The sequence below is a fragment of the Mycolicibacterium arenosum genome (assembly GCF_024320865.1).
Lineage (GTDB): Bacteria > Actinomycetota > Actinomycetes > Mycobacteriales > Mycobacteriaceae > Mycobacterium > Mycobacterium arenosum.
Window position 1 is genome coordinate 1 of the sequence record NZ_JANDBD010000014.1, and the last position, 25,511, is coordinate 25,511.

The 25,511-nt window shown below is 67.4% G+C and carries 24 protein-coding genes; 10 read left to right on the top strand and 14 right to left on the bottom strand.

The genetic code is table 11. The features are described from left to right. Positions 1-240: 240 nt before the first annotated feature. From NM203_RS27740 to NM203_RS27770, 7 genes are all read right to left on the bottom strand, one after another. Positions 241-1,908 carry a cation:proton antiporter domain-containing protein gene (locus tag NM203_RS27740; RefSeq protein WP_255063829.1) on the bottom strand — a complete coding sequence of 556 codons (1,668 nt, stop codon included), beginning with the start codon at positions 1,906-1,908 and terminating at the stop codon, positions 241-243. Positions 1,909-2,184: 276 nt separating this feature from the next. Further along, complete coding sequence (locus NM203_RS27745; RefSeq protein ID WP_255063830.1) at positions 2,185-2,616, bottom strand: DUF2267 domain-containing protein; 432 nt, start codon at positions 2,614-2,616, stop codon at positions 2,185-2,187. Between the two features lie 107 nt (positions 2,617-2,723). Next, positions 2,724-3,176, bottom strand: a complete 453-nt coding sequence (locus NM203_RS27750; RefSeq protein ID WP_255063831.1) for a hypothetical protein — start codon at positions 3,174-3,176, stop codon at positions 2,724-2,726. Between the two features lie 29 nt (positions 3,177-3,205). Continuing rightward, positions 3,206-4,303 (bottom strand): Rv2629 family ribosome hibernation factor, encoded by a 1,098-nt coding sequence (locus NM203_RS27755; RefSeq protein WP_255063832.1) that lies wholly within the window; start codon positions 4,301-4,303, stop codon positions 3,206-3,208. Positions 4,304-4,379: 76 nt separating this feature from the next. Next, entirely contained in the window at positions 4,380-4,592 is a 213-nt protein-coding gene (locus tag NM203_RS27760) for a hypothetical protein (protein ID WP_255063833.1), read from the bottom strand. A gap of 142 nt (positions 4,593-4,734) precedes the next feature. Further along, entirely contained in the window at positions 4,735-5,727 is a 993-nt protein-coding gene (locus NM203_RS33235; RefSeq protein ID WP_303625343.1) for an NAD(P)H-quinone oxidoreductase, read from the bottom strand. Between the two features lie 647 nt (positions 5,728-6,374). Then, the gene (locus tag NM203_RS27770) at positions 6,375-6,956 is read right to left on the bottom strand and encodes a TerD family protein (protein ID WP_255063835.1); all 582 of its coding nucleotides are present in this window, start codon (positions 6,954-6,956) and stop codon (positions 6,375-6,377) included. A 131-nt stretch (positions 6,957-7,087) separates the two neighbouring features. Between NM203_RS27770 and NM203_RS27775 the strand changes: the two genes are divergently transcribed. Beyond that, positions 7,088-8,530 carry an MFS transporter gene (locus NM203_RS27775; protein WP_255063836.1) on the top strand — a complete coding sequence of 481 codons (1,443 nt, stop codon included), beginning with the start codon at positions 7,088-7,090 and terminating at the stop codon, positions 8,528-8,530. A gap of 5 nt (positions 8,531-8,535) precedes the next feature. Here NM203_RS27775 and NM203_RS27780 read toward each other — a convergent pair whose 3' ends face one another. The 4 genes from NM203_RS27780 to NM203_RS27795 form a co-directional block, all read right to left on the bottom strand. Further along, positions 8,536-10,896: an ATP-binding cassette domain-containing protein gene (locus NM203_RS27780; protein ID WP_255063837.1), complete on the bottom strand. Its 2,361-nt coding sequence runs from the start codon at positions 10,894-10,896 to the stop codon at positions 8,536-8,538. Beyond that, positions 10,896-11,306, bottom strand: coding sequence for a VOC family protein (locus NM203_RS27785; protein WP_255063838.1), 411 nt, complete (start codon positions 11,304-11,306; stop codon positions 10,896-10,898). Before NM203_RS27785 ends, NM203_RS27780 begins: the two co-directional genes overlap by 1 nt. A 24-nt stretch (positions 11,307-11,330) precedes the next feature. Beyond that, positions 11,331-11,693, bottom strand: coding sequence for a helix-turn-helix transcriptional regulator (locus NM203_RS27790; protein ID WP_255064033.1), 363 nt, complete (start codon positions 11,691-11,693; stop codon positions 11,331-11,333). A 113-nt stretch (positions 11,694-11,806) separates the two neighbouring features. Continuing rightward, positions 11,807-13,231, bottom strand: a complete 1,425-nt coding sequence (locus NM203_RS27795; RefSeq protein ID WP_255063839.1) for a class I adenylate-forming enzyme family protein — start codon at positions 13,229-13,231, stop codon at positions 11,807-11,809. A gap of 37 nt (positions 13,232-13,268) precedes the next feature. Here NM203_RS27795 and NM203_RS27800 point away from each other — a divergent pair, with 37 nt between their 5' ends. Next, entirely contained in the window at positions 13,269-14,012 is a 744-nt protein-coding gene (locus NM203_RS27800) for an alpha/beta fold hydrolase (RefSeq protein WP_255063840.1), read from the top strand. A gap of 1 nt (position 14,013) precedes the next feature. On the opposite strand, the gene NM203_RS27805 is transcribed toward NM203_RS27800, so the two are convergent. Both NM203_RS27805 and NM203_RS27810 read right to left on the bottom strand, forming a co-directional pair. Continuing rightward, positions 14,014-15,408, bottom strand: a complete 1,395-nt coding sequence (locus tag NM203_RS27805) for an amino acid permease (RefSeq protein WP_255063841.1) — start codon at positions 15,406-15,408, stop codon at positions 14,014-14,016. Positions 15,409-15,497: 89 nt separating this feature from the next. Next, positions 15,498-16,709, bottom strand: a complete 1,212-nt coding sequence (locus NM203_RS27810) for an acyl-CoA dehydrogenase family protein (protein WP_255063842.1) — start codon at positions 16,707-16,709, stop codon at positions 15,498-15,500. Positions 16,710-16,842: 133 nt separating this feature from the next. Here NM203_RS27810 and NM203_RS27815 point away from each other — a divergent pair, with 133 nt between their 5' ends. The 4 genes from NM203_RS27815 to NM203_RS27830 are packed head-to-tail and all read left to right on the top strand — an operon-like array spanning position 16,843 to position 20,521. Further along, complete coding sequence (locus NM203_RS27815) at positions 16,843-17,289, top strand: hypothetical protein (RefSeq protein WP_255063843.1); 447 nt, start codon at positions 16,843-16,845, stop codon at positions 17,287-17,289. Further along, positions 17,286-17,813 (top strand): MarR family winged helix-turn-helix transcriptional regulator, encoded by a 528-nt coding sequence (locus tag NM203_RS27820; RefSeq protein ID WP_255063844.1) that lies wholly within the window; start codon positions 17,286-17,288, stop codon positions 17,811-17,813. Before NM203_RS27815 ends, NM203_RS27820 begins: the two co-directional genes overlap by 4 nt. Beyond that, positions 17,803-19,326: an adenylate/guanylate cyclase domain-containing protein gene (locus tag NM203_RS27825; RefSeq protein ID WP_408633431.1), complete on the top strand. Its 1,524-nt coding sequence runs from the start codon at positions 17,803-17,805 to the stop codon at positions 19,324-19,326. The genes NM203_RS27820 and NM203_RS27825 overlap by 11 nt, the downstream gene beginning before the upstream one ends. Next, the gene (locus NM203_RS27830; protein ID WP_255063846.1) at positions 19,319-20,521 is read left to right on the top strand and encodes an epoxide hydrolase family protein; all 1,203 of its coding nucleotides are present in this window, start codon (positions 19,319-19,321) and stop codon (positions 20,519-20,521) included. The genes NM203_RS27825 and NM203_RS27830 overlap by 8 nt, the downstream gene beginning before the upstream one ends. Here the strand turns inward: NM203_RS27830 and NM203_RS27835 are convergent. Continuing rightward, positions 20,518-21,024 (bottom strand): phosphate-starvation-inducible PsiE family protein, encoded by a 507-nt coding sequence (locus tag NM203_RS27835; RefSeq protein ID WP_255063847.1) that lies wholly within the window; start codon positions 21,022-21,024, stop codon positions 20,518-20,520. The two genes, NM203_RS27830 and NM203_RS27835, sit on opposite strands and share 4 nt — an antisense overlap. A gap of 470 nt (positions 21,025-21,494) precedes the next feature. Here NM203_RS27835 and NM203_RS27840 point away from each other — a divergent pair, with 470 nt between their 5' ends. The 4 genes from NM203_RS27840 (at position 21,495) to NM203_RS27855 (ending at position 25,507) form a co-directional block, all read left to right on the top strand. Further along, positions 21,495-22,520 (top strand): ABC transporter ATP-binding protein, encoded by a 1,026-nt coding sequence (locus NM203_RS27840; protein WP_408633432.1) that lies wholly within the window; start codon positions 21,495-21,497, stop codon positions 22,518-22,520. A 68-nt stretch (positions 22,521-22,588) separates the two neighbouring features. Next, positions 22,589-23,770, top strand: a complete 1,182-nt coding sequence (locus tag NM203_RS27845; protein WP_255063848.1) for a polyamine ABC transporter substrate-binding protein — start codon at positions 22,589-22,591, stop codon at positions 23,768-23,770. Between the two features lie 4 nt (positions 23,771-23,774). Then, positions 23,775-24,650: an ABC transporter permease gene (locus NM203_RS27850; protein WP_255063849.1), complete on the top strand. Its 876-nt coding sequence runs from the start codon at positions 23,775-23,777 to the stop codon at positions 24,648-24,650. Further along, positions 24,647-25,507, top strand: coding sequence for an ABC transporter permease (locus NM203_RS27855; protein WP_255063850.1), 861 nt, complete (start codon positions 24,647-24,649; stop codon positions 25,505-25,507). Before NM203_RS27850 ends, NM203_RS27855 begins: the two co-directional genes overlap by 4 nt. The last annotated feature ends 4 nt before the right edge of the window (positions 25,508-25,511 follow it).

Consider the following 25,511-nt stretch of genomic DNA (forward strand, 5'->3'; position numbering starts at 1 on the left):
CCCAGCCGAAACAGCCGACGTCAGCACACATAAACGCTAAGCCTCGTGCCCCAGATTCAATGAGAAAGACACGCACTTACCCCAGATTCAATGAGAATGCCCCAGAATCAATGAGAACGGACATCCGCTCAGCGCGCTCGCTGACCACGCTCTCGCACAACTCCCACCGGGCCTCAATTCGTCACTGTGACGTTTTGAGGTAACCCGGCTGGACCCTGAAAATCCCTTTCCAACAACCGCTCAGCTATGGCCTGCGCCCGGCCGATCGCCGGCAGGCCCTTCCTCGAGGCTGCGATCCGTCGCGGCATCGTTCGCCCCGCGTTCCGTGGTGTGAGGTCCGGCATCGTCGGCAACCTGGTCGGCCAGTTCCAACCCCGCGCCCGCGTAGACGTTGAAGGCGATGTCGACACCGTGCTCCATGGCCCACTGCACCTCGTCGTCGTATCGGGCGACCGCGGCGACCCGTCCACTGAACCCGGACTCGCGCAGGCATTCCAGGGCCGTGACGTTCGCACCGTGACGCGGCGTGGCCAACACGGCGATGCGGATCGACTCCGAGTGCCGCATCTGGTTCCAGAAATCCAGATCGGTGGCATCTCCTTCGATGACGCGATGGCCCTCGGCGGCGAGACGTTGGATCCGGGGTCCGTCGTAGTCGACACCGACCACGCGAAGCCCGTAGTGATCGGTCAACCGCCGGTATGCGGCGAAGCCGACCCGTCCCATGCCGATCACCACGACCTCGGCGTCGCCGGCGTCCGCGGGGCGTTCCTCCGGGTGCAGCGATCGTTCGTCCTGCTCGGGTAGTCGCGCCGCGATCTTCTCCACCATCAGATGTCCTCGCCCGTTGACGAGCGCCGACACGACGAAGCTCAAGGCCACGGCGATCGACATCTCGACCAGCCAGGCCTCCCCCAGCAGGCCGGCCGACACCCCGACGGAGACGACGATCAAGCCGAATTCGGAGTAGTTCATCAGGCCCAGTCCGGCCAGCAGGGCCGTGCGATACCGCAACCTCATGCGGGACAGGAGCAGGACGTACCAGGCCGCCTTGAACGGCAGTAGCACGACCATCAGCAGGGCAACGCCGATGGTGGGCAGATCCGGCAGCCCGGTCAGGCCGATGGACACGAAGAACCCGACGAGCAGCAGTTCCTTGATGTGAAACAGCGACCGTGCGAGTTCGGAGGAGGCCGGATGCGACGCCAGGAGGACACCCATGATCAGGGCGCCGAGGTCTCCCTTGAGCCCGAGCGCCGTGAACAGGGCGTACCCGGGCACCAGCGCCATCACGATGCCGAACAGCGACTGCATCTCGCCGTGGCCCAGCCGGCTCCACACCCTGCGCAGGACGCGCGTCAGCGGCCACAGGCCCACCAGCGCCAGCGCCCACGGGCTGGGCAGGTGACCACTGGTGGCGGTCAGGAACACCACCGCGATGATGTCCTGCATGACCAGGATGCCGACCGCCACCCGGCCGTAGAGCGCGTGCGTCTCGCCCCGCTCCTCGAGGACCTTGACCACGAACACCGTGCTGGAGAACGAGAGCGCGAAGGCCAGCAGGGCGATGGTCTGCACACTCTGCCCCGCCAGCATGGCCGTTCCGGCCACGGCCGCCAGCCACATCGCGACGCTTCCGAGAACGACGGTGACCACCATGTGCGTCGAGGTGGTCAGCCACACTTCGCGCCGCAGCAGGATGCGAACGTTGAGTTTCAGGCCGATCGCGAACAGCAGCAGCGTCACGCCCAGATCCGCCAACACGTCCAGTTGCGGCACATCCCCCACGTCGAGGGCGTTTATGACGAATCCCGCCGCCAGGAAGCCGACGAGCGGGGGTAGTCGGACGGCCATGGCGAGGCCGCCGAGACCGAAGGTGATGACGAGATATACGGCGACAACTGTCACGCGGTCTCCCCTCCTCGTGAGTGCGGACACGGTCGCAGCCATCGCCGAGATCACCGATGGGCTGTGAAGTCATCTAAGTGTCCCTGTAAGCGCCGGATTTCTCTGCGCAGCGCCTTCAGCCCCACACGCGAACCCGATCTCGCGGCGCCACCCCCACCACTCCCCGTGCGGCTCCGGTTACGTCACCGTGACGCAACGGTTATCGGCGATTCTCCCATTTCCTATGCTGCACAACGGTTCTCGAGAATGACCTTGTCGGCTGTGTGGTCTGCAGTGCTACTGCCGAGCGTGCAACAACGCCCGAACATCGCCGGGTAGGTGACCGAGCGTCTTCGCCATCAGCGCCTCGGGCAGGAGGCGACCCACTGCAGCGGTTGTGGCCGCGGCTGCCTTGGCAACGTCCTGCACCGAGATGCTCGCCTCGTGAGCGAAGCGGGCGGCGTACTCCTCGGCGTTGTATTTCAGGGGCACCGCACTCGGATCCCAGTTCTCGTAGAAAACACCCCTGACCAGGTCGGGCAACTGGGCCGCGAAGTGGGCCGCCGCGTCCACGGTCAGCCGGTCGCGCAGCGTGTGCAGCCACGCTCGCAGCACGCCGTAGGCGAAATCCCTGTCGTCAGTATCGAATTCTCTGGCCACCTCATTGACCCAGAGGTGCGTCGCGTGAAACGCGTGCTCCACTGACGAGACCTTCGATTGTGCAACCATGTCCGCCTCCTCGTATCCGTCGTCATCACACCGCAGCCGCCGGTGTCCGGACAGGGCCAGAGGTCACCATTCGGGTCGGACGACACCGATCAGCCGTCTCGGCGTTATCAACGCTCAGAGCGGGTCAGAGCCCCGCTCGCCGCATTCTTCCTCTCGCCGACCCACCCGACCCAGCACAGGTAGGCGCCCACCAGCGCCGTGATGACCATCCCGACTCGCCACCACCCGCCGGAACCCAGCAACGAGGTCGCCACCGTCAGCGACGACAGCGGGACCGCCAGCAGCATCACGCCTTTCAGCACGGTTAGCCAGCCGAGCACCGACACGACGATCTCCGCCGGGCCGTTCCACTCCTGGTGCAGTGCGGTCACCACCAAGCCGACCAACAGCACCACGGCGCCGGTCACCCAGGTGAATGCCGACGATGCATCGAAGTCCGCGACCAGACGTTCCATGTCCCCGGCGCGCACCAGCGCGGTGACGGTGACGATGACGAGATACGGCCCCATCACTCTTGCCAGCGTTCTCGTCCGCTGTCCGGACCCGAGTGAAGAATTCATCACGTTCCTCCGTCCTCTCGTGCCGCCTGTCACCCGCCGCCGGGGAAGTAACGCAATAGCGCTGCAACACCGTCTCTCGGCGACAGGCCGCTGCGGAGCGTGACCACTGTGGCGTCCACGGCGAGCGCCGCCATCGGCAGCACCTCGTCGGCTCGCCCGACGCCCACAACTGCCTGCACCAGCGCGCCGGCGTGAGGCGCGATCGTCCTCGGGCCCTTTCCCATGACGACCATCGCGTCGTCCAGGTCGACGACGATCAGCGTGTCGACGTTGCCTGCGCGCAGCGCGCCGCACACCGCGAACATGCCCTCCACGGCCAGGCCCGACGCGCTCGCCTGCTCCTCGGTATACCTCTCGATCAAGCGAGTGGTCTCGGTGTGCGCGAAGCGATCGAACTCCGCGTCGAGCAGTTCGGTGATCTCCGCCTCGCGGACCCGATGCCCCTCAGCTCCGCCGTGTAACTGCACGACGCGCTCCGCCGCGCGAACCGGTAGTGCCGCCACCACGTCATGGCGCGGACGCACCGCACCGGCCACGAACACGACCTCGGCGTTCGACCCGTCGATTACCGAGGTCAACCGGTCCGCGACCGCGCGAACGTTCATTCGTACCGCTTCTTCAGCCGTGTGCTGAAGATCGCCGTAGCCGTTCCACCCGGCAGTGGCTGGCTTGTGTACGGGAAACCCCTCCCCCTCCACCGATTCCGAGCGTGCGATGCCGTTCTGATGCGTCGTGAGATCTGCACCCCTCTCGTCGACCGCGGCGAACGTGTACGGGGGCCGTGCCACGCCGATGGTTGTGAGCGGCAGGATGTACGGGTAGTCGGAGACGCGCACCTCGGGGGCGGGCGGCACGTTGGGCACGTGCTCGTCGATCAGCACCCCATCGGCCGTGGCGATCACCACCCGGCCCCGACGGCCCACTGCCGGCGGGTTGTTCAGCATGGCGTTCTCGACCTCGGTGACGAGGTCGTCGTTCGCGCCGAGATCAACGAGTCGCGCGCGCACCGCATGCCAAGTCGTCTCGAATCTGAGGACGGCGTCCGATGAATCCCGTGAGTCGTCCAGGTACACCGAAGCGAAGGGCCCCGTTGCCGACGTCAGCTGGCGAAGGTTCTCGACGTTCATGTGTTCATCGTCGAGCCGAAGCCGCCGCGCCAGCAGGGCCGACCGCACTCGGCGTCAAGGACCTGCGGCCCTGTCTTCACTGCCAGCGGGCGTCCGCGGCGTCGTGGTCGGCATCCGCGACGGCGTGTCGAGCGCCGATGGTGACGTGCTCCCAGTAGCCGGGGCTGAACAGGTGGACGTCGGTGGCGCTCGTCACGGCCAACACGCCGCCGGCGTGGATGTCGTAACTGGCGGTGTCGGGAAACTCGACGTCGTCGTCGTGGTCACGCAGCTGCACCCACAGTGCCATCGCCGATCTCCTCTCGCTCCGCACTCGCGCTCGCAATCCTGCCGACCCGGTGTCCGACGGCAAAAGGGCCGCAGGTCCACAACACCATCGACCAAGTGCCGTAGCGGCGTCACCCGCCCGATTCACGGGCCGACACATCTACTCACGTTGCCACACAATGGTTCTCGAGGATCACCTTGCCGACGGTGGCCTTCGATTCCAGGAGTCGATGAGCGCGCGCCGCCTCCGGCATGGGCACGACGGTGTCGACCACCACCCGAACGGCGCCGGTGTCGAACAGCGGCAGTACGTCGCGCGTCACCCCGGCGATGATGGCCGCCTTCTGGTCGGCCGGCCGCGCCCTCAGCATCGTCGCACTGACACTCGCACGCTTCGACATCAGAAGTCCGATATCGAGCGCGGCCGGCGTCGTGGATCCGCCGATGATCACCAGATGGCCGTCTGCAGAAAGACATTCGACGTTGCGCCCGAGGTAGTCCGCGCCGACCACGTCGAGAATCGCGTCGACCCCGCGGCCGTCGGTCGCCGCCAGAGTGGCGGCCACGAAATCCTCCCCGCGGTAGTTGATCGCCGTGTGTGCGCCCAGTTCCAGGCCCGCCCGCACCTTGGCATCACTGCCCGCGGTGGTGATGACGCGCGCTCCGATCGCCACCGCCCACTGGATGGCGAACGTGCCGATGCCGCCGCCAGCACCGTGGATGAGCACCGTGCGGCCCGACGTGAGACCGGCGATCATCGCGAGATTCGAGTACACCGTCGCCGCCACCTCGGGGACGGCGGCGGCCTCGACCATGGTCAAACCAGCGGGGATCGGCATGACCTGAGCGGCGGGGACCACGACCTCGTCGGCGTACCCGCCGCCGTCGAGCAGTGCACACACCCGATCTCCCGGTGACCACTCCGTCACGCCGGCACCGACGGCGGTGATCGTCCCGCTGCATTCCAGGCCCAGCGGACGGGGCGCCCATGCGGGTACCGGGTAGTGCCCACGCCGTTGCAGGAGATCCGCGTTGTTGACGCCCGCGGCCGCCACGGCGATCACCACCTCGTCGGGGCGGGGCTGCACCGGTTCCACCGCGGCCCAGTGCAGCACCTCCGGTGGGCCGGGACTGTCGAACAGCACCGCCGAGGTCATCGCACCGACGCCGGGACGTGTGCCGCAGCCCAGCGGGCGATGCTCTGCGCGTACAGCGGTGTCTCGACGGCGCAGTGCCGCCCCGACGCCTCCCTCCTGCCGAGCCGCCGCCGCCTCCTCGAACGACTGCCCCTGCGCCGCGATGAAGGCGAGGAAGTCCTCGGTGGGATGCGACGTCACCGTGTTGGTGTAGCGGCACCACTCGCCGTCGAGCTGCTCCATGCGCAGCTCCCAGATGACCTGTGTCGTCGTCCATCCCGCCGGGGTCAGGATGTCCGACAGCGACACCATCCTGCAGTAGTGCGCCTCGGCCACCTCGAAGCGGTACTGCTGCACCACGAGTCCCGTGCCGATCATCTCGACGTTGATCGACATCGGCGTGCCGTCGTCGTCAACGGTGTAGCCGGCCGCCTTGTGGTCCCCCGGCGCACAGCGTTGGTATTCATGTGTCGGAAGGGTTTTCAGCCACTCGGCGATGTCGACGTGATCGAACGACATCTCCAGGTCGGCGGTGACGACCGCGTGTGAGAGAACCAGATCCTTGCGAATTGCCGTAGTCATGCCACCAGGATGTCGGTGCCGGGTCGGCCCGCACCATGCCGCTGCCCCGACTCGAGGGGTAGTGCTATCCCCCGGGGTGAACCCGATCAGGACACGGCGAACCGCATCACGGCCTGCCGGTTGCCCTGCTTGATCTTGCCCATCCGGTTGACGACTTCCAGCTTCCAGCCGGGCCCATCGCGAAAGGCCCGTGCGACGACACACGCGTTGTCCTTACCGAGCAGGCTGGGCCAGATGTCGGCGACCTGGTCGACGCTACCGCCGGTGGCGTCGTAGACCTTGAACGAGACGTTGTTGGCCTTATCGAACGAACTGCCCTTCTTGAAGGCCGCCGCGATGAAGACGATGGCGGTGATGCCCGCGGGAACACGAGCGAAGTCCACCGTCACCGTCTCGTCGTCACCCTCCTTCGCCCCGGTCTGCTCGTCGCCGGAGTGGAGAACCGAGCCGTCGCCGAACGGATCGACGCTGTCCAGTCCCGCGAACCGAACCGGGTCGCCGTCCTGCATCAGGATCGCGATCAGGTCGAGGTCCACGCCGCGCTTGCGGCGCGCAATGCCCGCGAATCCGCCCGACGATCCCGAGGTCGGGTCCCACGACACGCCTATCACCAGGTGGGTGATTCCGTTCAGGTCGGCCGGGTCGTCGCTCTTGTTCAGCGTGATCATGTGCTTCCCGCTCCAATCCGTGTACTGCTCGACACTAACCGAACTCGATAGCTGGTTCCGGGTGTTCGCGGCCGCCGCCGGGCTCGCCGAAGCCGTTGCATAGGCTAAGGACCAGTCGACGAAGGAGCCCCGTGACAGACACCGTGAGGACGCCTGCGCGCTCACGCGTCCTCATCGCGGCCCTCGGCCTCGTCGCCCTCACCGTTGCGGTGCTGCAGACCGCCGTCGTGCCCGTGCTCGGTGTCATCGCCGAGCAGTTGCCGGCGAGCCCGGTTGCGGTCAGCTGGGCGGTGACCGCCAACCTGCTCGCCGCGGTCGCCTCGACACCGCTGCTGGGCCGGCTCGCCGACCTGTACAACAAGAAGCGCATCCTCGTCGTCGTCCTCGGCGTCGTGCTGGCCGGATCGCTGCTCGCGGCGACGACGTCCACGTTGCCGCTGCTGATCGTCGCGCGCGTGATGCAGGGTGTGTCGTACGCGCTCTATCCGATCTGCGTGGCGATCCTGCGCGAGGAGCTGCCCGAAGACCGGGTGGGTGGCGCGTTGGCGATGCTGTCCGGTGCGCTCGGCTTCGGCGGCGGCATGGGGCTCGTCGCGACCGGGCTGCTGATGCACGGGTCGGCCGGCTACCACCGGGTCTTCTGGCTGACGACGATCTTCACCGCTCTCGTCATGATCGTGGCAATGGCCATCATCCCGTCGCGCCCCGCGAACGGCGAGGGCACGGTCGACTGGCTCGGCGCTACCGGTCTCGCCGCAGGGTTGTCCGGTCTGCTGCTGGCGATCACGCAGGGCGGCGTCTGGGGATGGGCGGCCCCTCCGACGATCGCGGTCGCGGTGCTCGGTGTGGTGATCCTCGTCGCGTGGTGGTGGTGGGAACGGCGGCTCGAGCACCCGCTGGTGTCCATCGAGATGCTGACGCGCCGAGCGGTCCTACTGACCAACCTGGCAACGATCTTCGTCGGAACGGGCCTCTACTTCGGGTTCCTCGGAATGACGCAGTTCGTCCAAATGGACCGCGCAACAGCCGGATACGGCTTCAGCGCCTCGGTGCTGTACGCCAGTCTGGTGTTCCTGCTGCCCGGTGCGATCGCCGGTGTCGTCACGGCCACGCTGAGCGGTAGGTTCATCGACCGATTCGGAGCCCGGCCCGTCCTGGTCACCGGTGCGCTGACCGGTGTCGTCGGCTTCCTCGCGCTCGCGGTCGCGCACGACCGGACGTGGCAGGTGATCGTCGCGGGCGTCTGCGTCAACGCCTACATCAGCCTCGCCTACGGTGCGCTGCCCGCGCTGGTGGTCAGCGAGGTCGCGGGCCGCGAGACCGGGGTCGCCACCGGCGTCAACGCGATCGCCCGGACGGTCGGCAGTTCGATCGCCGCGGCGGTCGTCGCCGTGCTGCTGAGCCATGTCTCGTCCCGCACGGGGCTTCCCCCCGAGCACTCGTTCGTCGTCATCTTCGTCGCCGGTGCGGTGACGGCGGCTCTGGCGCTGGCGTTGATCGCGATGTCGCGCAGCACGAAACGGACGGCGACCACCACCGTGGATTCCCTTGCAATGAACCACGAGTGGGGCTGAGTTCGTCAGCCGCCTACGTACTTTGCCAGATGCTCACCGGTCAGCGTCGACGCATCGGCGACGAGATCTGCGGGCGTACCCTCGAACACGATCCTGCCGCCGTCGTGGCCCGCGCCCGGGCCCAGGTCGATGATCCAGTCCGCATGCGCCATCACCGCCTGGTGGTGCTCGATCACGATGACGGACTTACCCGCGTCCACCAGCCGATCGAGCAGCGCCAGCAGCTGTTCGACGTCCGCGAGGTGCAGCCCCGACGTGGGCTCGTCGAGCACGTAGATCTCGGCGGCCCTGTCCCCCATGTGCGTTGCCAGCTTGAGCCGTTGGCGCTCGCCACCCGACAGCGTGGTCAGCGGCTGGCCCAGCGTGATGTAGCCGAGCCCGACGTCGGCCAGTCGCGCGAGGATCTCGTGGGCCTTCGGCGTCTTGGCCTCACCGTCGGCGACGTAATCCAGCGCCTCGGCCACCGGCATCGCGAGTACCTCGCTGATGTCGCGCCCGCCGAGGGTGTACTCGAGTACCGACGCGTCGAAGCGCTTACCCTCGCAGACGTCACACGGGTTGGCGACGCCCGCCATGATCGCGAGGTCCATGTAGATCACACCCGCCCCGTTGCAGTTCGGGCACGCGCCCTCCGAATTGGCGCTGAACAGAGCGGGTTTGACGTCGTTGGCCTTCGCGAACGCCTTGCGAATCGGCTCGAGCAACCCGGTGTAGGTCGCCGGGTTACTGCGGCGCGAGCCGCGGATCGGCGCCTGGTCGACGGCGACCACGCCGTCCCGGCCCGCCACCGAGCCGTGGATCAGCGAACTCTTGCCCGAACCCGCCACTCCTGTCACGACGACCAGCACGCCGAGCGGCAGGTCGACGTCGACGTCCTGCAGGTTGTTCGCCCTCGCTCCGCGAATCTGCAACGTGCCCTGACCTTCTCGGGTCGACTCCTTCAACGCCGCTCGGTCGTCGAGGTGCCGACCGGTCAGCGTGCCGCTCTTTCGCAGCTGCGCCACCGTCCCCTCGAACACCACGTCGCCGCCGGCTGACCCCGCGCCGGGGCCGAGGTCCACCGCGTGATCGGCGATGGCGATCGCCTCCGGCTTGTGCTCGACCACCAGCACGGTGTTGCCCTTGTCCCGCAGCCGCACCAGCAGGTCGTTCATCCGCGCGATGTCGTGCGGGTGCAACCCGATGGTCGGCTCGTCGAACACGTAGGTGACGTCGGTGAGCGCCGAGCCCAGGTGGCGGATCATCTTGACGCGCTGCGCTTCCCCGCCCGACAGCGTGCCCGCGGGCCGATTCAGCGAGAGGTAACCGAGACCGATCTCGACGAAGGAGTCCAGGGTGTGACGCAACGACTCGAGCAGCGGGGCGACCGACACGTCGTCGATCCCCCGCACCCACTCCGCGAGATCGCTGATCTGCATCGCGGAGACGTCGGCGATGCTGACGCCCTTGATCGTCGACGACCGCGCCTCGGCCGACAGCCTGGTGCCGCCGCAATCCGGACAGGTGGTGAACGTGACGGCCCGCTCGACGAACGCGCGGATGTGCGGCTGCATCGCCTCGACGTCCTTGGACAGGAACGACTTCTTGATCTGCGGGATGAGCCCGAGATAGGTCAGGTTGACGCCGTCGACCTTGAGCTTCGTCGCGTCCTTGTACAGCAGTGCGTCGAGTTCCTTCTTGGTGAACTTCGCGATGGGCTTGTCGCAGTCGAAGAAGCCGCAGCCGATGAAGATTCGGCCGTACCAGCCCTCCATGCTGAAACCGGGAATCGTCAGCGCACCCTCGTTGATCGACTTGCCGTCGTCGTACAGCGCGGTCAGATCGATGTCGTTGACGGAGCCACGGCCCTCGCAGCGCGGGCACATGCCGCCGGTCAGGCTGAACTCGCGCCGCTCCTTCACGGTCCGGCCACCGCGCTCGACGGTGACCGCACCCGCACCGCTGATCGACGCGACGTTGAACGAGAACGCCTGCGGGGAACCGATATGCGGCGTGCCGAGCCGGCTGAAGAGGATGCGCAACATAGCCCCGGTGTCCGTGGCGGTGCCGACCGTCGAGCGCGGGTCGGCACCCATCCGCTCCTGGTCCACGATGATCGCGGTCGTCAGCCCGTCGAGCACGTCGACGTCGGGGCGGCCCAGCGTGGGCATGAAGCCCTGCACGAACGCGCTGTACGTCTCGTTGATGAGGCGCTGCGATTCGGCGGCGATGGTGCCGAACACCAGTGAGCTCTTGCCGGATCCGGACACCCCGGTGAAGACCGTCAACCGCCGCTTGGGCAACTCGATGTCGATGTTCTTGAGGTTGTTCTCCCGCGCCCCGGTCACGCGGATCGTGTCGTGACTGTCGGCTGGACGCTGGGCCATCAGGGCAGCTCCTGAATTCTGACGGTGTTGCCCGCCGGGTCGCGAAACGCGCAGTCCCGTGATCCCCAGGGCTGGTCGGTGGGCTCCTGCATGACGTCGGCGCCGCTCGCGACCAGCGTCTCGAAGACGGCGTTCAGATCCGTGGTGGCGAGCATGATGCCGGCGTATGTGCCCTTGGCCATCATCTCGGTAACGGTGCGCCGTTCGTCGTCGGTGACGCCGGGATCCGCCGCGGGTGGAGTCAGCACGATGTTCATGTCGGGCCGCGCGGGAGGCCCGACGGTGATCCAGCGCATGTCGTTGTAGCCGACGTCTTTACGGACCTCGAAGCCGAGACCGTCGCGGTAGAACGCCAGGGACGCCTCGGGGTCGTCGTGCGGTAGGAAGCTGGTGTTGATCGTGATGTCCATGACCGTCGACGCTAGCGGTGACGGTCAGACGGACGCTTCTCGATTCCTGATCGGTCTGGTGATCTGCTTGGCGACGCACGACGGCAGTCCGGCGACCTCGGGTGCCGCGTCCCGCCGGTAGACGCTCGGAGAGACCCCGACCAACTCGGTGAAGCGCGTGCTGAACGTGCCCAGCGACTGGCAGCCCACCGCGAAGCAGACCTCGGTGACGGACAGTTCGCCGAGCCGCAGTAGCGCCATCGCGCGCTCGATCCGGCGCGTCATCAGGTACGAGTACGGGGATTCGCCGTAGGCGGCCTTGAACCGCCTCGACAGGTGGCCCGCCGACATGTTCACGTCGCGGGCGAGGGCATCGACGTTGAGCGGCTGCGCGTATTCGCGGTCCATCCGATCGCGCACTCGACGCAGGAGCGTGAGATCGCGCAGACGCGCGTCGTGCCCCGGTGGATCCACCACCCCGGCATGCTATCGCGGATCGGACCCGGCTCGAGAACGACCGCTCAGCTTTGCCGCAGATGAGCGTCCAACAGGCTGGGCCGCAACAGCTTTCCCGCACTGTTCAGCGGCAGTTCGTCGACGTCGTACCAGTGCGCGGGCACCTTGAAGCCGGCGAGCCGCGCTCGCACGAACGCCGCCAGCTCACCGTGGCCGACGGCTGTGGCGGACGGCACGATGAACGCGGCCAGCGTCTCGCCCAGCCGCTGGTCCGGGACACCCACGACACCGGCCGCCAGCACCCCCGGATGCTCGACGAGGGCGTTCTCCACCTCCAGCGGGTAGACGTTCTCACCGCCGCGCACCACCATGTCGTTGCGCCGTCCCGACAGCGTGAGGTAACCCTCGTCGTCGAGTGCGCCGACGTCCCCGGTGTGCAACCAGCCGTCGTCGGCGTGCACTGACAGGTGCGGCGCCGCGGCGTACACCTCGCCGGTGCCCGTCTCGTCCGGCGAGTCGATGCGCAGCGCGAGACCCGGTGCGGCCCTGCCGACGGTGTGCAGCAGATCCGGCCGACCCGCGGCGGCGCGGCGGTGGTCGTCGGCGCTCAGTGTCGCGATGGGGCTGCCCTCGGTCTGGCCGAAGATGCTGACGAGGTTCACGCCGGGCACCGTGTCGAGTACCCGGCGCAGGGTCTCGGGGCTCATCGGCGCCGCTCCGTAGATCAGCGTGTCGAGCGGCACCGCATCCAAAGCGCCTTCGGCCAAGAGCATTTCGACCATCGTCGGCACCAGCAGGCAGTGCGTGGCGCCCGCGGCGCGCAGTCCGCGCCACCACGACGTGGAGAAGCGAGTGGTCGGGATGACCGGTGCGCCGACGGACAGCGCGGTGAGCACGTTGCCGAGGCCGGCGATGTGGTGCAGCGGCGATCCCGTCGCGTACCGGTGTTCCGGCCCGAGCCCGATCACCTCCGCCGACACCGCGACCCGCGGCTCGAGCACGCTCTCGGGGAACGGCACCCGCTTCGGCTCACCGGTGGTCCCCGACGTGTGCAGGTGGAAGGCTGCGGCGCCACGCCGCGCGGGCAGCCCGGCCGACGAGTACCGCGGCTCGGGCATCGGATGCACGACGGCGCCGCAGAGTTCCGCGGCTGCGGCCGCGGTGTCGTACCACTGCGCTTCGGTCACGATGACGCGCGAGTCGCACGCCGTCACCAGCCGGGCCAGCTCCCCGGACGTCAGCCGAGGTCCCAGCGGTGCGATCGGCCGGTCGGCCGCCGCGCCGCCGAGCAGCAGCGCCAGCGCACTCGCGTTCGTCGTCAGCAGCGCGGGCACCGGACCGCCCGCGGGCACGTCCATCTCCGTCAGCACGTCTGCGGAGTACATCGCCCGGCGCGTCAGCTGACGGCCTGTGACCGGTCCCGACGCGTCGAGAACCGCCAGGTCGTCACGGCGCGCGTGCAGCGCCCACAGGTCGTCGAGCCAGGCCACGAACCAGCACGTTAGCCCGCGTGCCAGGATGAGGTCCATGACGGTGGTTCTCGTACACGGCAATCCGGAGACCGACGCCATCTGGGGGCCGCTGCGCGCGGCACTCGGCCGCGACGACGTCATCGCACTGTCCCCGCCGGGGTTCGGCGCCCCGCTGCCCGACGGCTTCCCCGCCACCTATCCGGCCTACCGCGATTGGCTGATCGGCGAATTGGAGACCATCGAAGGACCCATCGACCTGGTCGGCCACGACTGGGGCGGCATCACCGTCGGCATCGCGATGACGCATAGGCCCGAGCTCGTTCGGAGTTGGGCCACCGACGCCCTGGGCATTCTCGACGCCGACTACACCTGGCACGACATGGCGCAGATCTGGCAAACGCCGGGTGCGGGCGAGGAATTCGTCGACCAGATGATGAGCGGCACAGCGGGAGAGAGAGCCGACCGACTCGCGGCGTTGGGAATCCCGCAGGAGATCGCCGCACCGCTGGCCGCAGCCCAGGACTCCGACATGGCACGGGCCATCCTCACGCTCTACCGCTCAGCCGCCCAACCCGCGATGTCCGAGGCGGGGCGCCACCTGGAGGCCGCCGCCACCCGGCCGGGACTGGCGATCCTGGCTACCGCAGACGATTTCATGGGCTCGGAGTCGATTCGCCGTCGTGCCGCCGATCGCGCCGGTGCGCGCACCGCGGTCCTGGAGGGTAGGGGCCACTGGTGGATGATCGAGGATCCCGAGCGCGCTGCCGGTGTTCTCACCGACTTCTGGGCGTCGTTGTAGTTCACCGCTTTTCGACGAGGTCCGCCGTTGCGGCGTGGCGCCGCTGCACGACGACCCCGGCGACCACGATGAACACCGCCGACGCCAGTGACAGGAAGATCGCCGACTGCTGGTCGGAGTCGAACGCCATCAGCACCAGCACCGCGACGATCGCGACCATCACGACGACGGTGAGATACGGGAACAGCCACATCCGCACGGGTGCCCGCTCCCCCTCCTCGCGCATGCGACGCCCGAGGACGAACTGGCTCGCGGCGATGGCGAGGTACACGAACAGCGCGATCGCGCCACTGGTCGCCAGCAGGTAGCCGAAGATCTTGTCCGGCAATACGTAATTGCCGATGACGGCCAGGAAGCCGACGACCATGGACGCCAACACCGCCACCCACGGCACGCCGTTGCCGGTGAGCTTGCGGACGGCTTGCGGCGCATCCCTCCGCACGCCCAACGAGAACAACATGCGAGACGCGGTGTAGAGGGCCGAGTTCAGACACGACGCGACGGCGGTCAGGATGACGATGTCCATGATGATCTTGGATCCGGGGATGCCGATAGCCTGCAGCGTGGACTGGTAGGAGCCGTCGGAGAGTTGGTTGTAGGGCATCAGCGCGACGATGACGAAGATCGAGCCGAAGTAGAACAGCGAGATGCGCCAGATGACCGAGTTCACCGCCTTGGAGATGCCGCGCTCGGGATCGGGCGACTCGGCGGCCGCGATCGTGACGATCTCGGTACCCATGAACGAGAACATCGTGACGAGCATGCCGGCGATCACGGCGCCGAATCCGTTGGGCATGAAGCCATCCGGTTGCCAGAGACTGTCGATTCCGCTGACCTGGGAATCGGGAATGACACCGAAGATGGCGGCGACGCCGATGCCGATGAACGCGACGATGGCGACGACCTTGATCAGCGCGAACCAGAACTCGAACTCCCCGTAGTTGCCGACGCTGACGAGATTGGTGACGGTCAGCAACAGCGTCACCGCGAGCGCCCAGAACCACTGTGCGCCGCCGACGAGATCGGACAGGATCGCCGCCGCCGCGGTGGCCTCGACCGGAATGACCAGCACCCAGAACCACCAGTACAACCACCCGATCGAGAACCCCGCCCAGTGGCCGAGGGCGCGGTCGGAGTACACCGAGAACGACCCGGTGTCGGGGTTGGCCGTGGCCATCTCGCCGAGCATCCGCATGACGAGCACGACCAGCGTGCCCGCGAGGAAGTACGAGATGAGGACCGCGGGGCCCGCCTCCTTGATGGCGTTCGCGGACCCGACGAACAGGCCGGCGCCGATGACGCCCGCGATCGAGATCATCGTGATGTGACGCGGTTTGAGGCTGGTGCCCAGTTGGGCGCTGCCCGGATCGTGCGTGTCTGAGGTGGTAGCGCTCATCGGGAGAAACCCTTCATCCGAGGAATGCCGGGGGGTTCCCTACGCCTCCGCTCGCCAAACTCCTCGTGAAAGGGCTGTGAATCAGCTGCCTACTTCAGTGGCAGGCCCGTGATCGCGCGCGCCATGACGAGCCGCTGAATCTCGCTGGTGCCCTCGAAGATCGTGAAGATCTTGGCGTCGCGGTGCATGCGCTCCACCGGGTAGTCCCTGGTGTAGCCGTTGCCGCCGAGGATCTGGATGGCCTCGTCGGTGACGTACACGGCCGCTTCGCTGGCGACGAGCTTGGCCATGGAGCCCTCGGCGTTGGTGAACGGCTTGTTGTTGCGCGCCATCCAGCCCGCGCGCCAGACCAGCAGACGGGCGGCGTCGATCCGGGTCTTCATGTCGACGAGTTTGAAGGCGATGGCCTGGAAGTCGCCGATCTTGCGGCCGAATTGCTCACGCTGCTGAGCGTATTCGAGGGCGTACTCGTACGCCGCCCGCGCCACTCCGAGTGCCATCGCGCCCACCGACGGCCGGGTGCGTTCGAAGGTCTTCATCGCCGCCTGGCCCGCCGAGCTCTTGCCCTCGCGCGACCGGGCGAGTCGTTCGTCCAGCTTCTCCTTGCCGCCGAGGACCAGGCCACCGGGAATGCGGACGTCGTCGAGGACCACTTCGGCGGTGTGCGAGGCGCGGATTCCGTGCTTGGAGAACTTCTGGCCCTGCGTGAAACCCTTGGTGCCCGGCGGGATGATGAAGGTGGCCTGTCCGCGTGAACCCAGTTCCGGCGCAACGGATGCCACGACGATGTGGACGTTGGCGATTCCGCCGTTGGTCGCCCACGTCTTGGTGCCGTTGATGACCCACTCGTCGGCGGCCTCGTCGTACTTCGCCTTGGTGATGATCGCCGCGACGTCGGAACCCGCACCGGGCTCCGACGAGCAGAACGACGAGAGCTTCGGATCGTCCACGGTGCCGAACATCTGGGGCAGCCACTCGCCGATCTGCTCGGGGGTGCCGTTGCCCGCCAGCGCCGCGGCGGCCAGGCCCGTGCCGAGAATCGACAGCGCGATACCGGCGTCCCCCCAGAACAGCTCCTCGAAGACCGTGAGCATGCCGAGGCCGGTTGGTTCGGCGGTCTGGGCGGCGAAGAGATCCATCGAGTACAGCCCGATCTTGGCCGCCTCCTGGATGATCGGCCAGGGCGTCTCCTCGCGCTCGTCCCACTCCGCGGCAGCGGGCCGCACGACCCGCTCAGCGAAATCGTGGACCCAGTCGCGGACCTCGATGACGTCGTCGGATAGCTCCAGTGAAAACGTCATGCCGTCTTCGCCTTTCGACGTTGGGGACAACTAGCGCGCGCCGGTGAACGAATGTACACCACGACGATCCCGCGAACACATCGGGCGTCCTTTCGGTTTGACAGATATTTCGGTCGACCGTAGTTTCAAGCTCATGACCGCGTCTCTGCTGCTGGTCGCACTCACGACACTGCTGGCCTGCGTGATCCTCGGCGGCGGCCTCTACGAAGTCGCGGTACTCGATCCCGTCTGGCCCGGTAGGCCCGCGATCGTGCAGCCGCAGCACGGCGGTGTCTCGCGTCGCCGATTCTGGATACCCGTGCACGCGGTGTTCGAGATCGTGCTCATCGTCACGCTCGCGGTCACGTGGGATCAGTCTCAGACGCGGACGGCGCTGCTGGTGGCCCTGGTCAGCCACGCCGCCATGCGGGTGTGGTCCCTGGTCGACGTCATCCCCGCCGCCGTCCGCTTCGAGAAGACCGACCCCGCCACCATCGATCGTGCGGAGGCCGTTCGATGGACCCGGCGCAGCCTGTTCCGGCTGCCGCTCGACGTCATCACGTGTGCGGGCGCGCTCACGGCGCTGGCGTTGGTCGCGTGAGCACGCAGCGAACCCGCAGTCGGCTCATCGCCGACCTGCGACGTGTGGGCCGCGAGCACAGCGACGCGACGGTGCTCTTCCACTCCGCACTGGCCGCGGCGGTGGGGCTGCACCCCACCGACTACAAGGCGCTGGGCGTCGTGGATCGGCTCGGCCCGATGAGCGCCGGGGAGCTCGCCAGGCACACCGGGCTGGCTCCGGCTTCGGTGACCAACCTCGTCGACCGGCTGGAGGCCAGGGGGTTCCTGCGCCGCGAAGCCGACCCGAAGGACCGCCGCCGGGTGCTCCTGCGCGCGGATGTCAGCCAGCTGACGGGCAACGAGTTCTTCGCGTCGTGGCAGCGCGCGACGACGCGGATGTGGGAGCGTTACTCCGACACCGAACTCGCCGTCATCCTCGACTTCCTCGGCGACACCGCGGAGCGTCTGCGCGCACGGACCGACGCGATCGCCGGAAGCGGGATGGCCGACGCGAAGACCGACGCCGCGAGACAGGACAGCCGACATGCCGGACATGCCGACTGAGCAGGTCTCGACGCCGCGCTCGTCGGCCGGCCGCATCGCGACCCGCTACGTCATCGCGCTGACCGGCGCCCAACTGCTCACCGCGGCCGAGGTGGCCGCGGTGGTCATCTCGTTGAGCAGCCAGTCGTTCGGTGAGACCCGCAAACTGCTGACCGGCAGCAACCTCGCCGTCCTCGTCGTGTTGATCGTCGCGTCGATGGCCGTGACCGTGGCGGCTGCGCTGTGGAACATCAGGCCGTCGCTGCGCTGGTTCGTCACCGGCGCGGAGCCCGACGAGGCGCAGCGCCGCAACGCCGTCAACATGGTCCGTCGGGAAACCGCGATCCTCCTGGCCACCTGGGCCGTCAGTGGCGGTGTGCTGGTCGTGCTGAACCCCGACGCCGGGTGGGCGTCGACCGCGCTGCTGGTGTTCGGCGTGTTGTTCGGCGCCTCGTCGAGCGTGAGCACCAGCCTGCTGTTCTCCCAGCGGATCTTCCGGCCGATCGTCGCCGCGGCCAACAAGGACTTCACGGCTCGCGTCACCGCCCCCGGCGTGATCCCTCGGCTGGTGCTGATGTGGGTGGTCAACTCCGCGCTGCCGAGCATCTCCGTCGCGCTGCTCATCGTGTGCCACGCCTACGGCTGGCTGATCCCCACGACGGCGTCCATCGTCATTCCGGTGGTCGTGATGACGCTGGTGTCCGTGGCACTCGGATTGCGCGCCCTCATCCTGGTGTCCCGCTCGATCTCCGATCCGATCGGCGACGTCGTCGAGGCGATGGCCGCGGTCGAACGGGGCGACCTCGGGCGCGCCGTCGACGTGTACGAGCAGTCCGAGATCGGGCGGCTGCAGCACGGGTTCAATCGCATGGTCGCCGGGTTGGCCGAGCGCGACCGGTTGCACGACCTCTTCGGCCGCCACGTGGGTCCCGACGTCGTCCGTCAGGCGATCGAGGGCGGCGAGACGCTGGAGGGCGGCGAACGAGACGTCGCCGTCCTGTTCATCGACCTCGCCGCGTCGACTGAGCTGGCCGTGAACCGGCCGCCGCAGGAGGTCGCCGACCTGCTCAACGCGTTCTTCCGCATCGTGGTGGCGGCCGTCGACGACCGCGGTGGATCCATCAACAAGTTCCAGGGCGACGCCGCGCTCGCGGTGTTCGGCGCGCCGCTGCGATCCGATGGCGCCGCGACCGCCGCCCTGCAGACCGCCCGGACGCTGAGCGAGAACATGCGCGGGCTTCCGGCGGTCGACTTCGGTATCGGGGTGTCGGCAGGCCCGGTGTTCGCGGGCAACATCGGCGCCGAGAAGCGCTACGAGTACACCGTCATCGGCGACCCGGTGAACGAGGCGGCGCGGCTGGCCGACGCGGCGAAAGCCGTGCCCTGCCGCACCGTGGCATCCGGGGCCGCGATCGATCGCGCTGAGATCGGCGAGCAGCGGCGCTGGATCGCCCGAGGGTCGACGGTTCTGCGCGGTCGCTCGGAACCCACCCGAATCTCGGTGCCGCGCGGCCAGAATGGCGTGCATGACTGACGCTCCCGAGGTCGTACCGTTCCGCATCGACGTGCCCGACGAGGTTCTGACCGACCTGCGTGATCGGCTGGCCCGCACCCGGTGGCCGGAGGCGGAGTGCGTGCCACCTGAGCGGGCGGACGGTGAGCTCGACTGGGACCAGGGCATCCCACTGGCCTACACGCGCGAACTCGCCGCGTACTGGGCCGAGGATTACGACTGGCGCAGGTGCGAAGCCGCCCTCAACCGGTTCGATCAGTTCACCACCGACATCGACGGCCTGGACGTTCATTTCATCCACCAGCGCTCACCGCACGCGAACGCCATGCCGCTCGTCATCACGCACGGGTGGCCCGGCTCGATCGTCGAGTTCGCCAAGATCATCGACCCGCTGACGAATCCGACCGCCCACGGCGGAACCGCCGACCAGGCCTTCCACGTCGTCTGCCCGTCGTTGCCGGGATACGGCTTCTCGGGGAAGCCGGCCACCCGCGGGTGGGACGTCGGGCGCATCGCCGACGCCTGGGAGACGCTGATGCTGCGGCTCGGATACGACCGCTACGGCGCCCAGGGCGGTGATTGGGGCGGTGCGGTCACCGCGGAGATCGGCCGCCGGGTCGGGCACTGCGCCGCGATCCACACCAACTTCCCCATCGGCTCCCCCACCGAGGAGGCCAAGCGCAATCCGACCGACGAGGACAAGGCGGCGTTCGCGGGACTGAACTACTACCGACAGTGGGACAACGGCTACTTCAAGCAGCAGGCCACCCGGCCGCAGACCGTGGGTTACGGGCTGGTCGACTCGCCGGTGGCGCAGCTCGCGTGGATCGTCGAGAAGTTCCAATCCTGGACCGACTGCGACGGCCATCCCGAGAACGCCCTCACCCGCGACGAGATCCTCGACAACGTCACGCTGTACTGGGTGACGGGAACCGGGGCGTCGTCGGCGCGGCTGTATTGGGAGAGCACGGCCGCCTTCGGTTCTTCCGGCGGGCAGGAGCGCAGCGACCGGGGAAGCGGCTCAGCGCGCATCGAATTGCCCACGGGCGTAGCGTCTTTCCCGAAGGAGATCGGCCCCACCCCGCGGTCGTGGTGCGAAGCCGGCTACAACATCACGCACTGGACCACGATGCCGCGCGGCGGCCACTTCGCCGCGTTCGAGCAGCCGGAGTTGTTCGTCGACGACGTCAGAACGTTCTTCGCAACGGTCCGCTAGTCGTCCTCGTGCTCCTCGGTTTCGCTGGAGCCGACCTTCCCGCTCCTGGCCCGCAGGATGAACGCCGCGATCGCCAGCACCAGCACGACACCACCGAGCACGCCGATCTCCACGATCGCCCGCGAGAACTCCGGGCCCTTCTCCAGCAGCTTGGCCGCTTCGACCGACAGGACCACGATCTCCTTGATGCCCGCCAGGATGCCGACGATGAGGAACGGCTCGGCGACGATCTCGTGCGAGCGCAGACAGGCCCGCACGGCGTAGAGCAGTTCGACGAAGATGAAGAGAAGCAGGAGTCCGTCGAGAACCTCGAGCATGATCGTCGACGTCGGCGTGTTGCGCAGCCGAAGCATGGTGTTGACCTGCGATACCAGGATCGCCGCCGACCCGGCGGTCAGCACCACGGCGATGGCCCAGTAAATCGCGTCCTCGACCCAGCCGATCACCCGGTCGGCGAGCCGCTGCCGCTCGACCTCCTCGCTGTCCGGCTGTTCCTTGGCCACGTCAGGGCCTCAACGGTTCGGCAACGCACCTGATCACCGCGGTAGGGGTGATCGCGGCTCCGCTCCGGGTGGGCGTCGAGGGAAGCATCGGCGCTCCTTTCGTCGGCGTTAGTTACCCTGCCGTATCCGGGGCCAAACGCGACGCTGAGGCCGGATCCGCCCGCGGAATCTGTACCCCAGCAACATTCACAATGAGGAAATCCATTGTTGATTACGACTTTCGTTGCGGAAACGGTTGCGAAGGTACGAAAGATCGGCGAAGGTTTACTCCACACGGGGGGTTGCTGAAGGAGGTCCTCACTCTGGCCGGAACAGATACCACCGCCGTTAGCTTTTCGAAGGCCGAGGATGACGCCGCCCGCGGCGACGCCCGCCCCGTCATCGAGATCGATCACGTCACCAAGCGGTTCGACGACTACGTCGCCGTCGCGGACGCCGACTTCACCATCGGCGCCGGCGAGTTCTTCTCGATGCTCGGCCCGTCCGGCTGTGGCAAGACCACCACTCTGCGCATGATCGCGGGTTTCGAAACCCCGACGTCCGGGGCGATCCGCCTCGAGGGCGTCGACGTGTCGAAGACTCCCCCGCACAAGCGCAACGTCAACACCGTGTTCCAGCACTACGCCCTGTTCCCGCACATGAACGTGTGGGACAACGTCGCGTACGGGCCGCGGAGCATGAAGAAGGAGAAGGCGGAGGTCAAACGCCGGGTCGACGAGATCCTGGAGATCGTCCGGCTCACCGACTTCGCCAAGCGCAAGCCCGCGCAGTTGTCGGGCGGTCAGCAGCAGCGCGTCGCACTGGCGCGCGCGCTGGTGAACTACCCCAGTGCCCTGCTGCTGGACGAGCCGCTCGGCGCCCTCGACCTCAAACTGCGGCATGCGATGCAGTTCGAGCTCAAGCGCATTCAGCGCGAGGTCGGCATCACGTTCATCTACGTGACGCACGACCAGGAGGAGGCGCTCACGATGAGTGACCGCATCGCGGTTATGAACGCCGGCAACGTTGAGCAGATCGGCGGCCCCACCGAGATCTACGACGCCCCGGCGACCGTGTTCGTCGCCAACTTCATCGGCCAGGCCAACCTCTGGCCCGGTCGGCAGAACGGCGTCCACGACGGTTTCGCGGACGTGTCGGTGCTCGGCACGACCGTGCGGGCTCGACCGGGACAGACCGCGATCGAGACCGGCGGGCACGCGACCGTGATGGTCCGCCCGGAACGCGTGCGCGTATCCGTCGATCCGTTCACCGACGACTGCGTGTCCGTCGCGGGCACCGTCAAGGACCTGACCTTCCAGGGGCCGGTGGTGCGTCTGTCGGTCGCCGCGCCCGACGACTCGGTTGTGATCGCCCACGTCGGGGCCGAGCACAAACTGCCCGGACTGCGGCCCGGCGACCCCGTACACGTCGGCTGGGATCCCGAGGCGGGGCTGGTGCTGCCCGCCGCCGACATCCCCACCACAGAGGATCTCGAGGAGATGCTCGACGACTCGTAGGTCTCCGTTCCCACCGCATCGCCGTTTCTCCATCTCCTCCGGCAACACTCACGAAAGGCGTTACCGACATGGCCCCGCAGAATGATCCCGTCGACCCTCGACTGTTCGCCCGGCTGGCGAGCAACCGCACCAGCCGCAGGCGGTTCATCGGAGGTAGCGCCGCTGCCGCCGCCGCAGCCGTCTTCGGATCCGGCTTCCTCGCGGCGTGTTCGAAGGACGAGTCCTCCACCACCGCCGCGCCGACTCAGAACGAGAGCCTGCTGCGGGTGTCGAACTGGCCGCTGTACATGGCCGACGGCTTCGTCGCCGCGTTCCAGACCGCCTCGGGCCTGACCGTGGACTACAAGGAGGACTACAACGACAACGAGCAGTGGTTCGCCAAGGTCAAGGAGCCGCTGTCGCGCAAGCAGGACATCGGTGCCGACCTGGTGGTGCCCACCGAGTTCATGGCGGCCCGCATCAAGGGTCTGAACTGGCTCAACGAGATCAGCGAGGAGGGCGTGCCCAACCGTGCCAACCTGCGCCCGGACCTGATGGACTCGAAGGTCGATCCCGGCCGCAAGTACACCGCGCCCTACATGACCGGCATGGTCGGCCTCGCCTACAACAAGGCGGCCACCGGCCGGGACATCAGGGGGATCGACGATCTGTGGGATCCCGCGTTCAAGGGCCGGGTCAGCCTGTTCTCCGACTCGCAGGACGGCCTCGGCATGATCATGCAGTCACAGGGCAACTCCATCGAGGAGCCGACCACCGAGGGCGTCAAGAAGGCCGTCGATCTGGTCCGCGAGCAGAAGGAGAAGGGGCAGATCCGCCGCTTCACCGGCAACGACTACGCCGACGACCTCGCGGCAGGCAACATCGCGATCGCGCAGGCGTACTCCGGAGACGTCGTGCAGTTGCAGGCCGACAACCCCGACCTGCAGTTCATCGTGCCGGAGTCCGGCGGTGACTGGTTCATCGACACGATGACGATTCCGTACACCAGCCAGAACCAGAAGGGCGCCGAGGAGTGGATCAACTACATCTACGACCGCGCCAACTACGCGAAGCTGGTGGCCTTCGTCCAGTACGTTCCGGTGCTGTCGGACATGACTGACGAGATCGCCAAGATCGACCCCGCGGTGGCGAGCAACCCGTTGATCAACCCGCCTGCCGACATGCAGAAGAACCTGAAGTCGTGGGCGGCGCTCACCGACGAGCAGACGCAGGAGTTCAACACGCTGTACGCAGCCGTCACCGGCGGCTGACGGCATGGCGGGAGTCGCGGCGAGCGGTAGGCAGCGCAGCAAGATCGCGCCCTACCTGATGGTGCTGCCCGCGTTGGTGTACCTCGGCATCTTCTTCGTCGTGCCGTTCATCTCGCTGGCCCGCACGTCACTGTCCTCCTCGGGCGGGTCGGTGTACCTGCCGACACTGGAGTTCGATTGGAACTTCGGCAATTTCGGCCATGCGTTCACGACGTACCAGGACCAGATCTTCCGGTCCTTCACGTACGCGGCGGTCGCGACGGTGGTGTGCATCCTGCTGGCGTACCCGCTGGCATACGTCATCGCGTTCAAGGCGGGCAGGTACAAGAACCTGATCCTGGGTCTGGTCATCCTGCCGTTCTTCGTGACCTTCCTGATCCGCACGCTGGCGTGGAAGACGATCCTGGCCGACGAGGGCTGGGTGGTGCAGTTGCTCGGCACGTTGGGGCTGCTACCCGAGGAGGGTCGGCTGCTGTCGACCGGCTGGGCGGTCATCGGCGGGCTCATCTACAACTGGATCATCTTCATGATCCTGCCGCTGTACGTCAGCCTGGAGAAGATCGATCCGCGGCTGCTGGAGGCGTCGAAGGACCTGTACTCCTCGGCGCCAAGGAGTTTCGGCAAGGTGATCCTGCCGCTGTCGATGCCCGGCGTGCTGGCGGGCAGCATGCTGGTGTTCATCCCGTCGGTCGGCGACTTCATCAACGCCGACTACCTGGGCAGCACCCAGACCACGATGATAGGCAACGTCATTCAGAAACAGTTCCTGGTGGTGAAGGACTATCCGGCTGCCGCCGCGCTGAGTTTCCTGCTGATGGCGCTGATCCTGGTGGGCGTGCTGCTCTACACGAGGGCGCTGGGGACGGAGGATCTGGTATGACGATCGCCGACCACATCGCGGACGCGAACAAGGCCGTCGGCAGCACCGCGCCCAAACGGTCGTTCGCGCAGCGGATCAACCTGGGCGACAACCTGTTACGCGCCGTGGCGATCCTGGTGCTGCTGTACCTGTTCCTGCCGATCTTCGTGATCATCCTGTTCTCGTTCAACAAGCCCGCAGGCAAGTTCAACTACACGTGGCAGGGCTTCACGCTGGACAACTGGGCGGATCCCTTCAAGTACCCGGCATTGACCGACGCGCTGAAGTTGAGCCTCAACGTGGCCGCGGTGTCGACGGCGATCGCCGTGGTGCTCGGCACGCTCGTCGCCATCGCCCTCGTCCGGCAACGGTTCCGGGGCGACCGCGCGATCGACACGTTCCTGATCCTGCCGCTCACCGCGCCGGAGGTCGTGCTCGGCGCGTCGCTGCTGACGCTGTTCCTGGACCTGGGTTGGGCGGCCGGCTACACCACGATCCTGATCGCGCACATCGCGTTCGAGGTGAGCTTCATCGCGATGACGGTGCGCGCGCGGGTGCGCGGTTTCGACTGGACGCTGGAGGACGCGTCGATGGATCTCGGCGCCAGCCCGACGCGCACGTTCTTCAAGGTGACGCTGCCGCTCATCGTGCCCGGCATCATCGCGGCGGCGATGCTGTCGTTCGCGCTGTCGCTCGACGATTTCATCATCACCTACTTCGTCAGCGGCTCGACGGTGACGTATCCGCTGTACGTCAACGCGGCGGTGAAAGCCGCGGTGCCACCGCAGATCAACGTGCTCGCGACGGCGATTCTGGCAATCAGCCTGCTGCTGCTCGCGATCGGAACCCTGTATCGGCGCAAGCGACTCGACGCCTAGCGTC